Genomic DNA, 18,427 nt, shown 5'->3' on the forward strand with positions numbered 1-18,427 from the left:
TTACCCCTGCTGACTTAAGAATTCATCGATCTCTTTACGCCACGGAACGGAAGGCTGGGCGCCCTTGCGCGTCACCGCAATCGCGGCAGCGGCGTGAGCGAAGCGAATAGCATCATCCATTATCTTGCCTTCCAGCAGCGCGGTCACCAGTGCACCATTGAAGGTGTCTCCCGCTGCAATAGTATCAATCGCCTTCACCTTAAAGCCCGGCACACGACGACCTTCGCCATTGACGCTTGCCCACACCCCACGGCTGCCAAGGGTGATAATCACGGTGCCTATGCCCTTATCATGCAGTGCACGCGCGGCTCGTGCGGCATCGTCATCATTTTCTACGCGAATGCCCGTCAGCTTTTCGGCTTCGGTTTCGTTCGGCGTAATGATGTCCACCAGCGCCAGCAGCTCGTCTGATAATACACGTGCTGGGGCCGGATTCAGTACAACAGTGGTATGATTTTCATGTGCAATTTTTGCGGCGGCCAGCACGCTTTCAACCGGTGATTCCAGCTGCATGAGCAGGGCTTCCGCTCCAGCGATGATTGCACGTTGCGCTTCTACGCGCTCCGTCGTCAGCGCAGCGTTAGCCCCAGCATGAATACCGATGACATTCTCACCTTCAGCATTGACGAAAATCAGCGCCACGCCGGTAGATTCCCCTGCAACAACGCTGACCGGTGCGATATCAACGTTGTCGCTCGCCAGCTGCTTGCGTACACGCTCACCGGTATCGTCATCACCCGTGCAGGCGATAAACGCAATATTCGCCCCACTGCGACCCGCGGCCACGGCCTGGTTGGCACCTTTACCGCCAAATGCCACCTGATAATGATTACCCGTGACGGTTTCGCCCGGTGCAGGGAACGATTCAAGGTTAAGAATGTGATCGGCATTGATACTGCCAAGGACGACGAGGTTGCCTGCGGTTTTCATGGTTGGGTTGTCCATCTGAGAGCGCCACCGGTGTTACCCGGTGGCGTATGCCACACTTTTCTTTTATTGGTGTCCCTCAGGCAGCCAGCGACTGCCTGATTCGCCTTTTACTGCTTGATGACCAGCTTCAGGTCAACCGGGTATTTAGCCTGAACTTTTTCGCCCTTCAGCACTTTGTCGGCAGTTTCAACGCCAGTGGCGCCAATCTGCTCAGGCAGCTGAGCGATGGTCGCAGCCAGTTTGCCATCGTTTACTGCTTTTTCACCATCCGGCGTGCCGTCAAATCCGACAACCATCACATCAGATTTACCTGCAGTCTGCAGAGCACGCAGCGCACCGAGCGCCATTTCGTCGTTCTGCGCGAAGACCGCCTGCACATCAGGGTGTGCGGTCAGCAGGTTCTGCATGACGTTCAGACCTTTGGTACGATCGAAGTCTGCTGGCTGGCTCGCCAGCACGTTGAATTTGTGTGCAGCCACAGCCTGCTGGAAGCCTTCGCCACGCTCGCGGGCGGCAGACGTACCGGCAATCCCTTGCAGTTCGATAACTTTCGCGCCTTCGCCAGCTTTCTTCGCGATGTAATCACCCGCGATTTTGCCGCCCAGCACGTTATCAGACGCAATGTGGCTCACTACTTCGCCTTTCGTTGCCTGACGGTCCAGGGTGATTACCGGGATCTTCGCCTGGTTTGCCATTTTAACGGCGTTACCTACGGCGTCAGAGTCGGTTGGGTTGATCAGCAGAATTTTGGTGCCACGAACGGTTAAGTCCTGAACGTTAGCCAGCTCTTTCGCCGGGTTGTTCTGTGAATCCAGCACCACCAGGTTGTAGCCCAGCTTGTCAGCTTCTTTCTGCGCACCGTCCTTCAGGGAGACGAAGAACGGGTTGTTCAGGGTTGAGACAACCAGCGCGATGGTATCTTTCGCCATGGCGTTAGCACTTACGGTTGCGCTCAGCGCGACAGCAGAAACCAGGGTAGCCAGTTTTTTCATGTTCATATCTAAGATGTCCTGTAGTGTCGTCAGTTACTGTTTTTTGTTGTCTACCAGTACCGCCAGCAAAATCACCACTGCCTTAACGATCATCTGGTAATAGGAGGAAACACCTAACAAATTCAAACCATTATTCAGGAAACCGAGAATCAGTGCGCCGATCAATGTCCCAACAATGCGACCTTTACCGCCCGCAAGACTCGTACCGCCCAGAACCACTGCCGCGATAGCATCCAGCTCATACCCCGTACCCGCCGTCGGCTGCGCGGAAGAGAGGCGCGCCACTTCGATAATGCCCGCCAGTGACGCCAGCAGACCGCACAGGGAGTACACGATAACTTTGACTTTATTAACGCTGATACCGGACAGGCGCGTTGCCGCTTCGTTACCGCCCAGCGCATAAATATAACGGCCCAGACGGGTATGGTGCAGCATGTACCACGCCGCCAGGAAGACGATAGCCATGATCCAGACCGGTGTCGGAACACCCAGCGGGCGACCGATACCGAACCAGCCAAACAGATCGGCGTTATCGGTGAAGCCGGTATTGACCGGGCTGCCGTTGGTATAAACCATGGTCACCCCGCGCAGCAGCAGCATCATCACCAGCGTGGCGATGAATGCCTGAACGCGACCTTTTGCCACAATCACGCCGGTGACGGCGCCAATCGCGGCCCCTGCCGCCAGGGCCGCGGCCACGGCCACCAGCGCGTTGACTTCAATCCCGACAAGCGAAGCGGCGATCGCGCCGGTAAGGGCCAGCAGGGAACCGACGGACAGATCGATACCTGAGGTCAAAATTACCAGCGTCATGCCGACCGCCATAATGGCATTCACCGACGTCTGCTGCAGAATGTTGAACAGGTTATTAACGGTGAAAAAGTTCGGGCTCATGGTCGATACAATCGCGATCAGCACCAGCAGGGCAATCAGCGATTTTTGTTCCATCAGCCACGCCTTTGTGAAATAGCGGCGACCAGAAACAGCCTGGGTAGTCATCTTCTTACTCCTGATTCACGCGATTAAGCTTGCCCACAGCGGCAGCCATCAGAACTTCCTGGGTGGCCTGCTCGCGAGTGAATTCACCGCCGAGATGCCCTTCATGCATAACGATAATGCGATCGCTCATGCCTAATACTTCTGGCATCTCGGAAGAGACCAGAATGATGCTCAGACCGTCGGCCTTAAACTGGTTAATCAGCTGATAGATCTCTTTCTTCGCGCCCACGTCCACGCCGCGGGTTGGCTCGTCGAGGATCAGCACTTTCGGGCGCGTCATCAGCCCGCGCGCAATCGCCACTTTCTGCTGATTCCCGCCGGATAACAGGCCAATCGCCTGCTCCATCGACGGGGTTTTGACGTTAAAGAGGCGGATAAAATCGCTGACCGCCTGCTGTTCGTCTTTATGCTTCAGGCTTCCACCGCTATGGCTGAAATAGCGCAGCGCGGTCAGGGACATGTTCTCTTTTACCGACATGCCCAGCACCAGGCCATCGCGTTTGCGGTCTTCGGAGATATAGACGATGCCGTTCGCCAGACCATCCTGCGGAGAGCGGGTGACCACTTCATGGCCGTCAAGGGTGACATAACCGCTGGTGCGCGGCAGTGCGCCGTACAATACTTTCATCAGCTCGGTACGTCCGGCACCCATCAAGCCCGCCACGCCCAGGATCTCGCCCTGGCGCAGGGTAAAGGTCACGTCGTTCACACCCGGACCGCAGAGGTTGTCTACCTTCAGGCGGATCTCTCCCGGCGCTTTATCCAGATGCGGATATTGATCTTCAAGCTTACGTCCCACCATCATTTCAATGAGCGTATCTTCGGTCAGCGTGGCCACTTCGCGCTCGGCAATAAACTGCCCGTCACGGAAAACGGTGACGTCGTCGCAGATCTCGAAGATCTCTTTCATGCGGTGAGAGATATAGACAATCCCGCGCCCCTGCGACTTCAGCTCGCGGATAACGCGGAACAGGGATTCGGTTTCGGTATCGGTCAGGGCGTCGGTCGGTTCATCCATAATGATGACCTTCGACTCAAAGCTCAGCACCTTCGCGATTTCCACCATCTGCTGATCGCCAATCGACAAATCGCCTACCAGACGGTCGCTCTTAAAGCGCAGGTTCAGCTTTGCCAGCAGCTTGTCCGCTTCGGCATACATAGTTTTCCAGTCGATTTTGCCGAACCGGTTAACAAACTCGCGGCCGAGGAAGATGTTTTCCGCAATGGTGAGCTGCGGGATCAGGTTCAGCTCCTGGTGAATAATGCCGATACCCGCTTCCTGAGAAGATTTCGGGCCAGTGAAGGTGGTTTCTTTACCCAGCCAGAGGAGTGAGCCAGCATCGCGTTGATAGATACCGGTCAGCACTTTCATCATGGTTGATTTGCCGGCGCCGTTTTCCCCCACCAGCGCCATTACGCGCCCGGGGTAGACGTTCAGCGCCGCGCCGGAGAGGGCTTTTACGCCCGGGAACGACTTATCGATCCCTTTGAGTTGCAGTAATGCGTCCATGATGGCCTCAGAAGGTGACGCCAGCACAGAGAATGATATTCGCATACGGGGAACACTCCCCGCTGCGAATTACCGCCTGACTGTCTGCGGTTTGTTGTTTGAACTGCTCGTGCGTTGTGTAACGAATTTCTATGGTGTTTCCCTGGTGTTGTTGCAGTTGCTCAATATGGCTGAGCAACGTTTCGTGGAGTTGCGGATTATGTTGTTTGATTTCCGCCGCGAGAATGGCTGCCTCAACCTGCATCTCCGCCGTCACGACTTCCAGTACCTGCATAAACGAAGGAACACCCTGCGTTAACGCCATATCAATACGGGTTGTGCTGCGCGGAACCGGTAAGCCTGCATCGCAAACCACCAGCGTATCGGTATGCCCAAGACGGGAAATAACCGATGAGATTTCTGAGTTGAGTACCGTGCCTTTCTTCATTTTCTTGCTCCACTAGCGAAACGTTTCGCTAAAAGTAGTGTAGCGCCAGAAATGTTCAGAAAACCATCATGACGTAACAGATTTGTGATCGACGTCGAAACGTTTCGCTAAGTGAAATATTGATGGGAGAAATAGCCCGACGGCGCTTCACTTGCACGCGCCTACGGGTTTGGTAGGCCGGGTAAGCGCAGCGCCACCCGGCATTTTCGAAAGGACTTAAATCTCGACCTGCGTACCCAGCTCTATCACGCGGTTAGGCGGGATCTCAAACTGGTCAGGCGCGCGCAGGGCGTTACGCTGCAGGATCAGGTACAGCTTGCCGCGCAGGCGCAAATACCAAGGGCGCTTGCCGATGATAAGCGATTCGTGAGACATAAAGAACGACGTCTCCATCATCCGGCAGCTCAGCCCTTCCAGACCGCAGCGGTGGAACACCTCTTCCACATTTGGCGTTTCACGCCAGCCGTAGCTCGCCACCACACGCCAGAATGTCGGGGAGAGCTGCTCGATTTGCACACGACGCACGTTGTGAACGTAAGGTGCATCTTCGGTACGCAGCGTCAGCAGGATCACGCGCTCGTGCAGCACTTTGTTGTGCTTGAGGTTATGCATCAGCGCGAAGGGAATGACGTTCAGGGCGCGAGACATGTACACCGCTGTGCCCGGCACGCGGACCGGCGGGGATTTCTCCAGAGAAGCGATCATCGCCTCAAGAGAGTTCCCGTGCTCGTGCATGCGGCGCAGCAGACGGAAACGCTCGCTTTTCCAGGTGGTCATGACGATGAACATCACCAGACCCAGCGTCAGCGGCAGCCAGCCGCCGGAGACAATCTTGTCGAGGTTTGCGGAGAATAGCGGCACGTCAATGCACAGGAAGCCCACCAGAATCATCGCCACGAGGAATTTATTCCAGTGCCAGTTTCGGTACGCTACCGTGGTGGAGAGAAGCGATGTCAGCACCATCGTACCGGTTACCGCAATACCGTACGCCGCCGCCAGGTTGCTGGAGTGCTCGAAGCTGACGATAACAATCACAACCGCGAAATAGAGCAGCCAGTTAACGAACGGGATGTAGATCTGGCCCGACTCCATCTCAGAGGTATGGATGATGCGCATCGGTGAGAGATACCCCAGACGCACGGCCTGGCGCGTCAGAGAAAACACGCCGGAAATCACCGCCTGAGAGGCAATGACGGTCGCCAGCGTCGCCAGAATCAGCATCGGCACCAGCGCCCAGTCAGGCGCCAGCAGGAAGAACGGGTTCTTGATCGCTTCCGGATTTTTAAGCAACAGCGCGCCCTGGCCGAAATAGTTCAGCACCAGCGACGGTAGCACCACAATAAACCATGCCACGCGGATAGGCAGTTTCCCGAAGTGCCCCATGTCAGCATATAGCGCTTCCACACCGGTGATGGAGAGCACGACGGCACCCAGCGCCACGAAGGAAACCACTTTGTATTCAAGGAAGAAATGCACGGCCCAGTAAGGGTTTAGCGCATGCAGCACTTCCGGATTCGCGATAATGCTGCGCAAACCAAGCGCGGCCAGGATCAGGAACCAGGCCAGCATAATCGGCGCAAACAGTTTGCCCACCAGCCCGGTACCGTGCTTCTGGATCATAAACAGCAGCGTCAGGACAATAATGGCCAGAGGAACAACCCATGAATCGAGCTGCGGGGCAATAATTTCCAGCCCCTCTATCGCCGAGAGGACCGAAATCGCGGGCGTGATAACCACCTCTCCGTAGAAGAAGCTGCCGCCAATCAGGCCGATAATCACCAGAACGGAGGTCATTCTGGCTGAGGTGTTGCGCCCTGCAAGGGACATCAGGGTCAGGATCCCGCCTTCACCTGCGTTATCAGCACGCATAACGAAGGAGAGATATTTAACGGAAACCACCAGGATCAGCAGCCAGAAGATGAGGGACAGGAAGCCAAATACGGCATCGCGCTCAACACCAAAGCCAAACTGGCCGGACAGACATTCACGAAGCGTATAAAGCGGGCTGGTGCCAATATCACCGTAGACAACCCCGATCGCCGCAAGCGTTATTGCGGGTAATGATTGCTTATTATCAGTGCTCATAGACTAGTCTTTTCGTTTAAATAACAAATGTGTTCCTGGTCCCTTGGCCCACAAAAAGCGCACAGTATGCACGATTCATTGCAAAATCGTACCCCTAAATGCAACCGCATTAATGTAGCGCAAAGAAAATTGCGCCGCACTTCAGTCTATTACCAGCCCTGACTGAAACGTCTATACTCGCTTCAATTGGCCGCCACGACGGCGAAAGGATGCAAAACTATTATGGCTCACTCACATTTATTAGCAGAAAGAATTTCCCGCCTTAGCAGCGCGCTGGAGAAAGGCCTTTTCGAGCGTAGCCACGCCATTCGCCTCTGTTTACTGGCGGCGTTGAGCGGCGAGAGCGTGTTTTTGCTGGGTCCGCCGGGCATTGCCAAAAGCCTGATTGCCCGCAGGCTAAAATTTGCTTTTCAGAACGCCCGCGCCTTCGAATATCTCATGACCCGGTTTTCCACCCCAGAAGAAGTTTTTGGCCCACTTTCCATTCAGGCACTGAAAGATGAGGGGCGCTATCAGCGTCTGACAGAAGGGTATCTTCCGGAGGCTGAAATTGTCTTTCTTGATGAGATCTGGAAAGCGGGACCGGCCATTCTGAACACCCTGCTCACGGCGATAAACGAACGTCGGTTCCGCAACGGCGCCAGTGAAGAAAAAATCCCAATGCGCCTGCTGGTGGCCGCCTCAAACGAACTGCCTGAAGCCGACAGCAGCCTGGAAGCGCTGTATGACCGTATGCTGATCCGCCTGTGGCTGGACAAAGTACAGGATAAATCCAACTTCCGCTCCATGCTGGTCAGCCAGCAGGACGAGAGCGAAAATCCGGTACCCGCTTCGCTGCAGGTGACGGATGAGGAGTACCACCAGTGGCAGCAGGATATTGGCAAAATCAAATTGCCGGACGCGGTATTCGAGCTGATCTATCTGCTGCGTCAGCAGCTTGATCACCTTCCCTCGGCGCCCTATGTCTCCGATCGCCGCTGGAAAAAAGCGATCCGTCTGCTGCAGGCCAGCGCCCTGTTCAGCGGCCGCGATGCCGTGGCACCCATTGATCTGATCCTGCTGAAAGACTGCCTCTGGCACGACGCGGAAGGCATGAACCTGATGCAGCAGCAGCTTGACGTTTTGATGACCGGACACGCCTGGGGACAGCAGGCGATGCTCAATCAGTTGGGGGCGATTGCCCAGCGGCGCATCCAGCTCCAGCAGCAGCAAAGTGATAAAACCGCGCTGAAAGTGAATCGCCTGGGGGGAATGTTCGCACGCAAACCGCACTATGAATTACCCACCGAACTCAACAGCCCGACGCTGACCCTGCTGCTCCAACAGCCGCTTAAGCTGCATGATATGCAGGTGGTGCATGTGACGATTGAGCGTGAGGCGCTGGCACAGTGGCTGGATAAGGGCGGAGAGATCCGTGGAAAGCTCAACGGCATCGGTTTCGCGCAGCCGCTGAATATGGAAGTGGACAGCAGCCAGCACCTGGTGATCCGCGACGTCAGCCTGCAGGGCTCGCGTCTCGCGCTGCCGGGAACCGCCTCTGACAGCGTCCCCGAGGAGATTAAGCAGCAGCTGGACGCGCTGGATACGGAATGGCACCAGCAGCACACCCGCTTTAGCGAGCAGCAAAAATGCCTCTTTATTCATAGTGACTGGCTAGGTCGCATCGAAGCCAGCCTGCAGGACGTCAGCGCGCAGATTAAACAGGCGCGTCAATGCTAACTCTGGATACGCTTAACGTCATGCTGGCCGTCAGCGAGGAAGGGTTGATCGAAGAAGTGGTCATAACCCTTCTGGCTTCGCCGCAGCTGGCAGCCTTCTTTGAAAAATTTCCGAAGCTCAAAAAAGCAATGACGGACGATCTTCCGCGCTGGCGGGAAAATTTGCGTCAGCGGTTCAGGGAGACCGAAGTTCCGCCTGAGCTAACGGAAGAGGTGGCCTGTTATCAGCAGTGCCAGCGGCTCTCCACATCGCAGTTTATCGTTCAGCTTCCGCAAACCCTGACGCTGCTCGACAAGGTCCACTCTCCGTTTGCCAGCCAGGCCCGGGCGCTGGTCACGGATAACGCCACGTTCACTCCCGCACTGCACACCCTCTTCTTACAGCGCTGGCGCCTCAGCCTGGTGGTGCAGGCCACGACGCTAAACCAGCAGCTGCTGGACGAAGAGCGCGAACAGCTGCTCAGTGAAGTTCAGGAGCGCATGACCATAAGCGGCCAGCTTGAGCAGGTGCTGGTGGAGAATGAAAACGCCGCAGGGCGTCTCTGGGATATGAGCGCCGGTCAGCTCCGGCGCGGGGACTATCAGCTGATCGTCAAATACGGCGATTTTCTGGCGCAGCAGCCCGAGCTGATGAAGCTTGCAGAACAGCTGGGTCGCTCAAGGGAGGCAAAGTCGGTCCCAAAGAAAGATGCCCCCATGGAGACTTTCCGCACCCTGGTGCGCGAACCGGCTACCGTGCCGGAGCAGGTCGACGGGCTCCAGCAGAGTGATGACATTTTACGCCTGCTGCCCACGGAACTGAGCACGCTCGGGATGACCGAGCTGGAGTATGAGTTTTACCGTCGGCTGGTGGAAAAACAGCTCCTCACCTACCGGCTGCACGGCGAAGCCTGGCGCGAGAAGGTAAGCCAGCGTCCTGTGGTTCATCAGGATTTTGATGAACAGCCGCGCGGGCCATTCATAGTTTGCGTGGATACGTCCGGATCGATGGGTGGGTTTAACGAGCAGTGTGCGAAGGCGTTCTGTCTGGCACTGATGCGCGTGGCGCTCGCCGATCGCCGTCGCTGCTTCATCATGCTGTTCTCCAGCGAAGTCGTGGGCTATGAGCTGACGAACCAGCAGGGGATCGAGCAGGCAATCCGCTTCCTGAGCCAGCGTTTTCGCGGTGGAACCGATCTGGCAAGCTGTTTTCGCAGCATTGTGGAGCGTATGCAGGGCGGCGACTGGTACGACGCTGACGCTGTGGTGATTTCCGATTTTATTGCCCAGCGGCTACCGGATGATGTGGTCAATAAGGTGAAGGAATTACAGCGGGTGCATCAACACCGTTTTCATGCGGTGGCGATGTCCGCCCATGGAAAACCCGGCATCATGCGCATCTTCGATCATATCTGGCGCTTTGATACCGGGCTGCGTAGTCGCCTGCTCAGACGCTGGCAGCGTTAATTACAGAAGAGAGCCAACGCTTTCACGTACCTGCTGCGGCCAGACGCCACACTGAACCTGACCGATATGAGGTAATTGCAGCAGCAGCATGGTCAGACGGGACTGGCCGATACCACCGCCAATCGTCTGCGGCATTTCTCCGCGCAGCAGCGCCTGGTGCCACTCGAGTTTGAGACGGTCTTCATCACCGGTGACCGCCAGCTGGCGCTTCAGCGCGTCAGCATCCACGCGGATCCCCATAGAAGAGAGCTCGAATGCGTCTTCCAGTATCGGGTTCCAGACAAGAATATCGCCGTTCAGCCCGGCAAATTCGCCCTCACCCGCAGTACTCCAGTCATCATAATCAGGCGCACGAACGTCGTGGCGTTTGCCATCAGACAATTTGCCGCCGATACCGATCAGGAACACAGCACCTAATTCTTTGGCGATCGCACGCTCGCGGCCTTTGGCATCCAGATCCGGGAAACGGGTCAGCAGTTCCTGGCTGTGGACAAAGTGGATCGTATCCGGCAGGAACGTTGCCAGACCAAACTCTTTGCTCACTGCCGCTTCGGTTGCTTTGATCCCGGCGTAGATCGCCTCAACGGTGGATTTCAGCGTACCGATATGACGTTCACCATCACCCATTACGCGCTCCCAGTCCCACTGGTCAACGTAAACAGAATGAATCGGTGAAAGGCGATCTTCATCGGGGCGAAGGGCTTTCATGTGCGTGTAGAGCCCTTCGCCCGCGCTGAAGTCGTGTTGTCCCAGGGTCTGACGCTTCCACTTCGCCAGTGAATGAACCACTTCGAACTGGGCGTCTGGCAGTGTTTTCACTTTCACCTGTACCGCTTTTTCGCATCCAGAGAGGTTATCCTGCGTCCCGTCACCCACGCGGCTGAGGATCGGTGCCTGGACTTCAATCAGCCCAAGCTTCTCTTCCAGCTGGCGGGAAAAATGGGACTTTACGAAACTAATCTGGCGTTGTTTTGCGATGTAAGCGGTTTTCATTATTTATACTCCTGCGTCCTGTTGATATTGATTAAGCAACAGAAACGGCACCTTATTCAATAACCCATCAACAAAAAGCCACCTTCACTTTTGATTCGATAAAATATGGCGCTAGAATAGAGTGATTCATTAATCTTTATAAGAAAAAGCTATGGAAAATTATCAGATCGACAATCTCGACCGCGGCATTCTGGAGGCCTTAATGGCTAATGCCCGTACCGCCTACGCCGAACTGGCAAAACAGTTTGGCGTCAGCCCGGGAACCATTCACGTTCGCGTAGAAAAGATGAAACAGGCAGGGATCATTACCGGTGCGCGCATTGACGTCAGCCCTAAGCAGCTGGGTTACGACGTCTGCTGCTTCATCGGCATCATTCTTAAAAGCGCCAAAGACTACCCTTCTGCCCTGGCGAAACTGAACGCGCTGGATGAAGTCACCGAGGCGTACTACACCACCGGGCACTACAGCATCTTTATTAAAGTTATGTGCCGATCCATCGACGCGCTCCAGCAGGTACTTATCAACAAGATCCAAACAATAGATGAAATTCAGTCCACCGAGACCCTGATCTCCTTGCAAAACCCGATCATGCGTACCATCCGCCCGTGATCGGGCAAATTCATTCCCACATTTTCCACAGGTAGATCCCAGCTCGTTCACAGCGTACAATGGCCGTCTCTTTATCTGGGCGAGCGATCAATGGCGGACATTACCCTTATCAGCGGCAGCACCCTTGGTGGTGCGGAATACGTAGCGGAACATCTGGCTGAAAAGCTGGAAGAGGCGGGCTTTTCCACGGAAACCCTGCACGGCCCGTTGCTTGAAGATCTCCCGACTGACGGGGTCTGGCTGCTGATCACCTCCACGCACGGCGCGGGGGATCTGCCGGATAATCTGCAACCTTTATATGACGAACTGCTGGAACAGCAGCCCGACCTGTCAAACGTCCGTTTTGGCGCAGTGGGGATCGGCAGTCGTGAATATGACACCTTTTGCGGGGCAATAGAGAAAGTCGAAGCCGCTGTTACCTCCTGCGGAGCAAAACAGCTGGGCGAAACACTCAAGATCAACATCCTCGATCATGACATTCCGGAGGATCCAGCCGAGATCTGGCTCGCGGAATGGAAAAATTTACTCAAAAACGATTAAAGATCGCGCGAACAGATGTGGATAACTCTGGTTAAAAGCTCGTATTAACCCGTAGTTATCCAAATAACAACCGTAGCGCCGTTTTTGGCCTGTGTATAAAGTCGCGATCTGATCCCAGCTTATACGGTCCAGGATCACCGATCATTCACAGCAAACGATCCTTTCTAACTGCATGATCTTCTTTATGAGATCGGACTTATCCACACAGGTTCGCGATCCTAATAAGAGATCACAATAGAACAGATCTCTAAATAAAAAGATCTTCTTTTTAATAGCCCAGGATCCCAATGCTTTCTCGAAAGACTAAAGTTGAGTAGAATCCACGGCCCGGGCTTCAATCCATTTTCATACCGCTTTACGCGAGGCAGACCACCATGTTTTATCAGGATCCTTTTGACGTCATCATCATTGGCGGGGGTCACGCAGGCACTGAGGCCGCAATGGCCGCAGCGCGAATGGGTCAGCAGACCCTGCTTTTGACACACAATATCGACACGCTGGGACAAATGTCCTGTAATCCGGCGATTGGCGGCATTGGGAAAGGACACCTGGTAAAAGAAGTGGATGCACTTGGCGGCCTGATGGCGAAAGCGATCGATCGGGCCGGCATCCAGTTTAGGATACTAAACGCGAGTAAAGGTCCCGCTGTGCGTGCGACCCGTGCTCAGGCAGACCGCGTACTTTATCGTCAGGCGGTGCGTACCGCCCTGGAGAATCAGCCGAACCTGATGATTTTCCAGCAGGCGGTTGAAGATCTAATCGTTGAGAACGATCGCGTCGTGGGTGCCGTGACCCAGATGGGCCTCAAATTCCGCGCCAAAGCCGTGGTGCTGACCGTGGGCACATTCCTTGACGGTAAAATTCATATCGGTCTGGATAACTACAGCGGCGGCCGTGCTGGCGATCCGCCGTCTATTCCACTGTCTCGCCGTCTGCGCGAACTGCCGCTGCGCGTTAGCCGCCTGAAAACCGGTACGCCGCCGCGTATTGATGCGCGCACCATTGATTTCAGCGTGCTGGCGCAACAGCACGGTGATAACCCAATGCCGGTCTTCTCGTTCATGGGGAATGCAGCACAGCATCCGCAGCAGGTGCCGTGCTATATCACGCATACCAACGAGAAAACCCACGACGTGATCCGCAATAACCTCGATCGCAGCCCGATGTACGCCGGCGTGATCGAAGGGATCGGTCCGCGCTACTGCCCGTCGATCGAGGACAAAGTGATGCGCTTCGCCGATCGCAACCAGCACCAGATCTTCCTGGAGCCGGAAGGGCTGACCTCGAACGAAATTTACCCGAACGGCATCTCCACCAGCCTGCCGTTTGACGTGCAGATGCAAATTGTTCGCTCAATGCAGGGCATGGAGAACGCAAAAATCGTTCGCCCTGGCTACGCTATTGAGTACGATTTCTTCGATCCGCGTGACCTGAAGCCAACCCTGGAGAGCAAATTCATCCACGGTCTGTTCTTTGCGGGTCAGATTAACGGCACCACCGGCTACGAAGAAGCGGCTGCGCAGGGCCTGCTTGCCGGTCTGAACGCCGCGCGCTTCTCTGCTGAGAAAGAGGGCTGGGCACCCGGCCGTTCTCAGGCGTATCTGGGCGTGCTGGTTGACGATCTCTGCACGCTGGGTACCAAAGAACCGTACCGTATGTTTACCTCTCGCGCGGAATATCGCCTGATGCTGCGTGAAGATAACGCCGACCTGCGTTTGACCGAAATCGGCCGCGAGCTGGGTCTGGTCGATGACGAACGCTGGGCGCGCTTTAACGAGAAGCTGGAGCGCATTGAACAGGAACGTCAGCGCCTGAAAACCACCTGGGTGAACCCGCAGGCGGAAACCGCTGCCGAAGTAAACGCTCACTTAACCGCGCCGCTGTCGCGCGAGGCCAGCGGTGAAGATTTGTTGCGCCGTCCTGAAGTCACCTACGAGAACCTGGTCAAACTGACCGCGTTCGCGCCGGGCCTTGAAGATGCTGAAGCGGCAGAGCAGGTTGAGATCCAGGTTAAGTACGAAGGTTACATCGCGCGTCAGCAGGATGAGATCGAAAAACAGCAGCGTAACGAAAACACGCTGCTGCCGGAAATGCTGGACTACCGCCAGGTGACTGGCCTTTCCAACGAAGTGATCGCCAAGCTGAACGATCACAAACCGGTCTCGATCGGCCAAGCCTCACGTATCTCCGGCGTCACGCCTGCAGCGATTTCCATTCTGCTGGTGTGGCTGAAAAAGCAGGGCATGCTGCGCCGTAGCGCGTAAGGCCCGGAATATTGCCCGGTGGCGCAGCGCTTACCGGGCCTACTGAACCCGTAGGGCGGGTAAGCCAAGCGCCACCCGCCACCTAAGTTTTCCAACAGGTATTCACCGTGCTCAACAAACTCTCTCGTCTGCTGGATCAGGCAGGTATTTCGCTCACCGATCACCAGAAAAATCAGCTGGTGGCCTATGTCGATATGCTGAATAAATGGAATAAAGCGTACAACCTGACGTCTGTTCGCGACCCCAACGAGATGCTCGTTCGCCACATTCTCGACAGCATCGTGGTTGCCCCTTATCTGAAAGGTGAGCGTTTTATCGACGTAGGGACGGGCCCTGGTCTGCCGGGTATTCCGCTGTCGATTGTTCGCCCTGAGAGCCATTTCACGCTTCTGGACAGTCTTGGCAAGCGTGTGCGCTTTTTACGTCAGGTACAGCATGAGCTGAAGCTTGAAAATATTACGCCCGTACAGAGCAGGGTAGAGGCGTTCCCGGCAGAGCCGCCGTTTGACGGGGTTATCAGCCGCGCATTTGCGTCGCTCAATGATATGGTGAGCTGGTGCAAGCACTTACCTGCTGAGAATGGCCGCTTTTATGCGCTAAAAGGGCAGTTGCCAGGCGATGAGATTGAACAGCTTCCGGACGGTTTTGCTGTTGAATCCATCGAGAAATTAAACATTCCTCAGCTCGATGGCGAACGTCATCTGGTGATAATTAAGCCAAACAATTTTTAAAAAATTAATAAAAAATGTGGAATTTGTGCTGTTCTTCGCATGTTAAAAAACAGCACAACTACCGGGGATTTATTGGGTGAGCTTTTAACCTCGTTTTTACTAAGGTTTTTCTTCTGGTTAACCTGGCGACTATTCTTCCTCTTGAAGATAGTCATCTGTGAAAATATAAGTCTGCTAAAAGTGGAAAGCAGTAACCAGAACGCAATGTTAATTATTTATTAAGAATGTCAATAAAAGGTTTTTATTGTGTACCGGGCTGTTTTGAAAATAGTTGCGATATTTTGCGTTTAATTTCATAAATATAAATTTCTGCGATTTGCGTCTTTGATAAATACAACCTTATCGCAAATGTGTGTTTTGTGATCTCGTGCACGCTTTCTCGACAACGTTTTCGCGCTGTTTGCAGTTTTGGTCGAAGGTTGGTGCTTTGCTCGAAAGTTAAAAAATAGCGGTGGGGAAAAATATTTAAACATTTATTCACCTTTTCGCTACTTAATGTTTGAAATCACGGGTGCGCACCGTATAATTTGACCGCTTTTTGATGCTTGACTCTGAGCCTTAAAGGACGTTTTATACGACACGCGACATACCTCGAAGGGAGCAGGAGTAAAAACGTGATGTCTGTGTCGCTCTTGAGTAGAAACGTTGCTCGTAAGCTTCTGTTCATTCAGTTTCTGGCTGTGATAGCAAGTGGACTGCTGTTTAGCCTCAAAGACCCCTTCTGGGGCATCTCCGCCGTGTGCGGGGGTTTGGCGGTTGTGCTGCCAAACGTGTTGTTTATGATTTTTGCCTGGCGTCATCAGGCGCATACACCCGCCAAAGGCCGCGTGGCCTGGTCCTTCGCTCTCGGCGAAGTGTGTAAGGTGTTGCTGACCTTTGCTCTACTGGTGATGGCGCTGGCGGTTTTGAAAGTGGTCTTCATGCCGCTGATAGCAACGTGGGTTTTGGTGCTGGTGGTACAAGTTCTGGCTCCAGCTGTAATCAATAACAAAGGGTAAAAGGCATCATGGCTTCAGAAAATATGACGCCGCAGGATTACATAGGTCACCATCTGAATAACCTTCAGTTGGACCTGCGTACATTCTCGCTGGTGGATCCACATAACCCCCCGGCCACCTTCTGGACGATCAACATCGACTCCATGTTCTTCTCGGTGGTTTTGGGTCTTCTGTTCCTGGCCATGTTCCGCGGTGTTGCTAAACGAGCGACCAGCGGTGTACCAGGGAAATTCCAGACCTTCATCGAAATGATCATCGGCTTCGTCCATGGCAGCGTCAAAGACATGTACCATGGCAAGAGCAAGCTGATTGCTCCGCTGGCCCTGACCGTGTTCGTTTGGGTCTTCCTGATGAACCTGATGGACCTGCTGCCAATCGATCTGCTGCCGTTTATCGGTGAGCACATCTTCGGCCTGCCAGCGCTGCGTGTTGTACCGTCTGCGGACGTGAACATCACCCTGTCGATGGCGTTGGGCGTATTTATCCTGATTCTTTTCTACAGCATCAAAATGAAAGGCGTAAGCGGCTTTGTGAAAGAGCTTACCTTGCAGCCGTTCAACCACTGGGCGTTTATTCCGGTCAACCTGATCCTGGAAGGCGTTAGCCTGCTGTCCAAACCTGTTTCACTGGGTCTGCGACTGTTCGGCAACATGTATGCGGGTGAGCTGATTTTCATTCTGATCGCGGGTCTTCTGCCGTGGTGGTCACAGTGGGTTCTGAATGTGCCGTGGGCCATTTTCCACATCCTGATCATTACGCTGCAAGCCTTTATCTTCATGGTTCTGACGATCGTCTATCTGTCGATGGCGTCTGAAGAGCACTGATTTTTTACCAACACTACTACGTTTTAATTGAAACAAACTGGAGACTGTCATGGAAAACCTGAATATGGATCTGCTGTACATGGCTGCCGCTGTGATGATGGGTCTGGCGGCTATCGGTGCTGCGATCGGTATCGGCATCCTCGGGGGCAAATTCCTGGAAGGCGCAGCGCGTCAACCTGATCTGATTCCTCTGCTGCGTACTCAGTTCTTTATCGTTATGGGTCTGGTGGATGCTATCCCAATGATCGCTGTAGGTCTGGGTCTGTACGTGATGTTTGCTGTCGCGTAGTAGTAGTTTTAAAACCCTAAGCCACAGATATTAAAGAGGTATTGTGCTGTGAACATGAACGCAACAATCCTCGGCCAGGCCATCGCGTTTATTCTCTTTGTCTGGTTCTGCATGAAGTATGTATGGCCGCCTTTAATGGCTGCCATCGAAAAACGTCAGAAAGAAATTGCTGACGGTCTGGCTTCTGCAGAACGCGCTAAGAAAGATTTGGACCTTGCACAGGCCAACGCGACAGACCAGCTGAAAAAAGCGAAAGCGGAAGCTCAGGTTATCATCGAACAGGCTAACAAACGCCGTTCGCAGATCCTGGACGAAGCCAAAGCTGAAGCAGAACAGGAACGTACTAAGATCGTGACACAGGCTCAGGCAGAAATTGATGCTGAGCGTAAACGTGCTCGTGAAGAACTGCGTAAGCAGGTTGCGATTCTGGCTGTTGCTGGCGCCGAGAAGATCATCGAACGTTCCGTGGATGAAGCTGCTAACAGCGACATCGTGGACAAACTTGTCGCTGAACTGTAAGGAGGGAGGGGCTGATGTCTGAATTTGTTACGGTAGCTCGCCCCTACGCCAAAGCAGCTTTTGACTTTGCTGTCGAACACCAAAATGTCGATCGCTGGCAGGATATGCTGGCGTTTGCCGCTGAGGTGACGAAAAACGAACAAATGGCTGAGTTGCTTTCCGGTGCGTTAGCACCTGAAACTCTCGCCGCGTCGTTTATCGCCGTGTGCGGAGAGCAACTGGATGCCAACGGCCAGAACCTGATTAAGGTGATGGCAGAAAATGGTCGTCTCCGTGTGCTCCCGGATGTTCTCGAGCAGTTTGAGCACTTACGTGCCCTTAGTGAAGCAACCGCTGAAGTCGAAGTGACTTCTGCGACTGAACTGAGTAATGAACAGCTTGCGAAAATCACCGCCGCGATGGAAAAACGTCTGTCACGCAAAGTTAAGCTGAATTGCAAAATCGATAAGTCTGTAATGGCAGGCGTAATCATCCGTTCGGGTGATATGGTCATTGATGGCAGCGTACGCGGCCGTCTTGAACGCCTTGCAGACGTCTTGCAGTCTTAAGGGG

18 protein-coding genes are annotated in these 18,427 nt (G+C 54.3%); 11 read left to right on the top strand and 7 right to left on the bottom strand.

Annotated features, from left to right (window positions below; all coding sequences use genetic code 11):
• The 6 genes from rbsK to kup all read right to left on the bottom strand — a co-directional run bounded on the left by rbsK (position 1) and on the right by kup (position 6,943).
• Positions 1 to 930, bottom strand: a complete 930-nt coding sequence (rbsK, locus tag KGP22_RS22135) for a ribokinase (RefSeq protein ID WP_223582505.1) — start codon at positions 928 to 930, stop codon at positions 1 to 3.
• A gap of 107 nt (positions 931 to 1,037) precedes the next feature.
• The gene (gene rbsB / locus KGP22_RS22140) at positions 1,038 to 1,928 is read right to left on the bottom strand and encodes a ribose ABC transporter substrate-binding protein RbsB (RefSeq protein WP_010426610.1); all 891 of its coding nucleotides are present in this window, start codon (positions 1,926 to 1,928) and stop codon (positions 1,038 to 1,040) included.
• A gap of 27 nt (positions 1,929 to 1,955) precedes the next feature.
• On the bottom strand, positions 1,956 to 2,921 hold the full coding sequence (rbsC, locus tag KGP22_RS22145) for a ribose ABC transporter permease (protein ID WP_021242657.1): 966 nt from the start codon (positions 2,919 to 2,921) through the stop codon (positions 1,956 to 1,958).
• A 4-nt stretch (positions 2,922 to 2,925) separates the two neighbouring features.
• Entirely contained in the window at positions 2,926 to 4,431 is a 1,506-nt protein-coding gene (gene rbsA, locus KGP22_RS22150) for a ribose ABC transporter ATP-binding protein RbsA (RefSeq protein ID WP_021242658.1), read from the bottom strand.
• Between the two features lie 7 nt (positions 4,432 to 4,438).
• Positions 4,439 to 4,858: a D-ribose pyranase gene (gene rbsD / locus KGP22_RS22155; protein WP_003862392.1), complete on the bottom strand. Its 420-nt coding sequence runs from the start codon at positions 4,856 to 4,858 to the stop codon at positions 4,439 to 4,441.
• Between the two features lie 216 nt (positions 4,859 to 5,074).
• Positions 5,075 to 6,943, bottom strand: a complete 1,869-nt coding sequence (gene kup, locus KGP22_RS22160) for a low affinity potassium transporter Kup (RefSeq protein WP_023309781.1) — start codon at positions 6,941 to 6,943, stop codon at positions 5,075 to 5,077.
• A 222-nt stretch (positions 6,944 to 7,165) separates the two neighbouring features.
• Here kup and ravA point away from each other — a divergent pair, with 222 nt between their 5' ends.
• Both ravA and viaA read left to right on the top strand, forming a co-directional pair.
• Positions 7,166 to 8,662 carry an ATPase RavA gene (gene ravA / locus KGP22_RS22165; protein ID WP_223580801.1) on the top strand — a complete coding sequence of 499 codons (1,497 nt, stop codon included), beginning with the start codon at positions 7,166 to 7,168 and terminating at the stop codon, positions 8,660 to 8,662.
• Positions 8,656 to 10,107, top strand: coding sequence for an ATPase RavA stimulator ViaA (viaA, locus tag KGP22_RS22170; RefSeq protein WP_223580803.1), 1,452 nt, complete (start codon positions 8,656 to 8,658; stop codon positions 10,105 to 10,107). The genes ravA and viaA overlap by 7 nt, the downstream gene beginning before the upstream one ends.
• Here viaA and asnA read toward each other — a convergent pair whose 3' ends face one another.
• The gene (asnA, locus tag KGP22_RS22175; RefSeq protein WP_133295375.1) at positions 10,108 to 11,100 is read right to left on the bottom strand and encodes an aspartate--ammonia ligase; all 993 of its coding nucleotides are present in this window, start codon (positions 11,098 to 11,100) and stop codon (positions 10,108 to 10,110) included.
• A gap of 151 nt (positions 11,101 to 11,251) precedes the next feature.
• On the opposite strand from asnA, the gene asnC reads away from it, so the two are divergent.
• The 9 genes from asnC to atpH all read left to right on the top strand — a co-directional run bounded on the left by asnC (position 11,252) and on the right by atpH (position 18,423).
• Positions 11,252 to 11,710 (top strand): transcriptional regulator AsnC, encoded by a 459-nt coding sequence (gene asnC, locus KGP22_RS22180; protein ID WP_008500198.1) that lies wholly within the window; start codon positions 11,252 to 11,254, stop codon positions 11,708 to 11,710.
• Positions 11,711 to 11,800: 90 nt separating this feature from the next.
• A complete protein-coding gene (gene mioC, locus KGP22_RS22185) occupies positions 11,801 to 12,250 on the top strand; it encodes an FMN-binding protein MioC (RefSeq protein ID WP_008500197.1) in 450 nt (149 codons plus the stop codon).
• Between the two features lie 374 nt (positions 12,251 to 12,624).
• Positions 12,625 to 14,514, top strand: coding sequence for a tRNA uridine-5-carboxymethylaminomethyl(34) synthesis enzyme MnmG (gene mnmG / locus KGP22_RS22190; protein WP_115876779.1), 1,890 nt, complete (start codon positions 12,625 to 12,627; stop codon positions 14,512 to 14,514).
• Between the two features lie 107 nt (positions 14,515 to 14,621).
• Positions 14,622 to 15,245 (top strand): 16S rRNA (guanine(527)-N(7))-methyltransferase RsmG, encoded by a 624-nt coding sequence (rsmG, locus tag KGP22_RS22195; protein WP_115876778.1) that lies wholly within the window; start codon positions 14,622 to 14,624, stop codon positions 15,243 to 15,245.
• A 617-nt stretch (positions 15,246 to 15,862) separates the two neighbouring features.
• Positions 15,863 to 16,243: a F0F1 ATP synthase subunit I gene (gene atpI, locus KGP22_RS22200; RefSeq protein WP_008500194.1), complete on the top strand. Its 381-nt coding sequence runs from the start codon at positions 15,863 to 15,865 to the stop codon at positions 16,241 to 16,243.
• An 8-nt stretch (positions 16,244 to 16,251) separates the two neighbouring features.
• Positions 16,252 to 17,067: a F0F1 ATP synthase subunit A gene (gene atpB, locus KGP22_RS22205; protein WP_008500193.1), complete on the top strand. Its 816-nt coding sequence runs from the start codon at positions 16,252 to 16,254 to the stop codon at positions 17,065 to 17,067.
• A gap of 49 nt (positions 17,068 to 17,116) precedes the next feature.
• Complete coding sequence (gene atpE / locus KGP22_RS22210) at positions 17,117 to 17,356, top strand: F0F1 ATP synthase subunit C (RefSeq protein ID WP_000429386.1); 240 nt, start codon at positions 17,117 to 17,119, stop codon at positions 17,354 to 17,356.
• Between the two features lie 48 nt (positions 17,357 to 17,404).
• Positions 17,405 to 17,875, top strand: coding sequence for a F0F1 ATP synthase subunit B (atpF, locus tag KGP22_RS22215; protein WP_014072436.1), 471 nt, complete (start codon positions 17,405 to 17,407; stop codon positions 17,873 to 17,875).
• A gap of 14 nt (positions 17,876 to 17,889) precedes the next feature.
• Complete coding sequence (gene atpH / locus KGP22_RS22220) at positions 17,890 to 18,423, top strand: F0F1 ATP synthase subunit delta (RefSeq protein WP_023309790.1); 534 nt, start codon at positions 17,890 to 17,892, stop codon at positions 18,421 to 18,423.
• Positions 18,424 to 18,427: the final 4 nt, after the last annotated feature.

The sequence above is a fragment of the Enterobacter sp. JBIWA005 genome (assembly GCF_019968805.1).
In the GTDB taxonomy this organism is placed as follows: Bacteria; Pseudomonadota; Gammaproteobacteria; order Enterobacterales; family Enterobacteriaceae; genus Enterobacter; species Enterobacter vonholyi.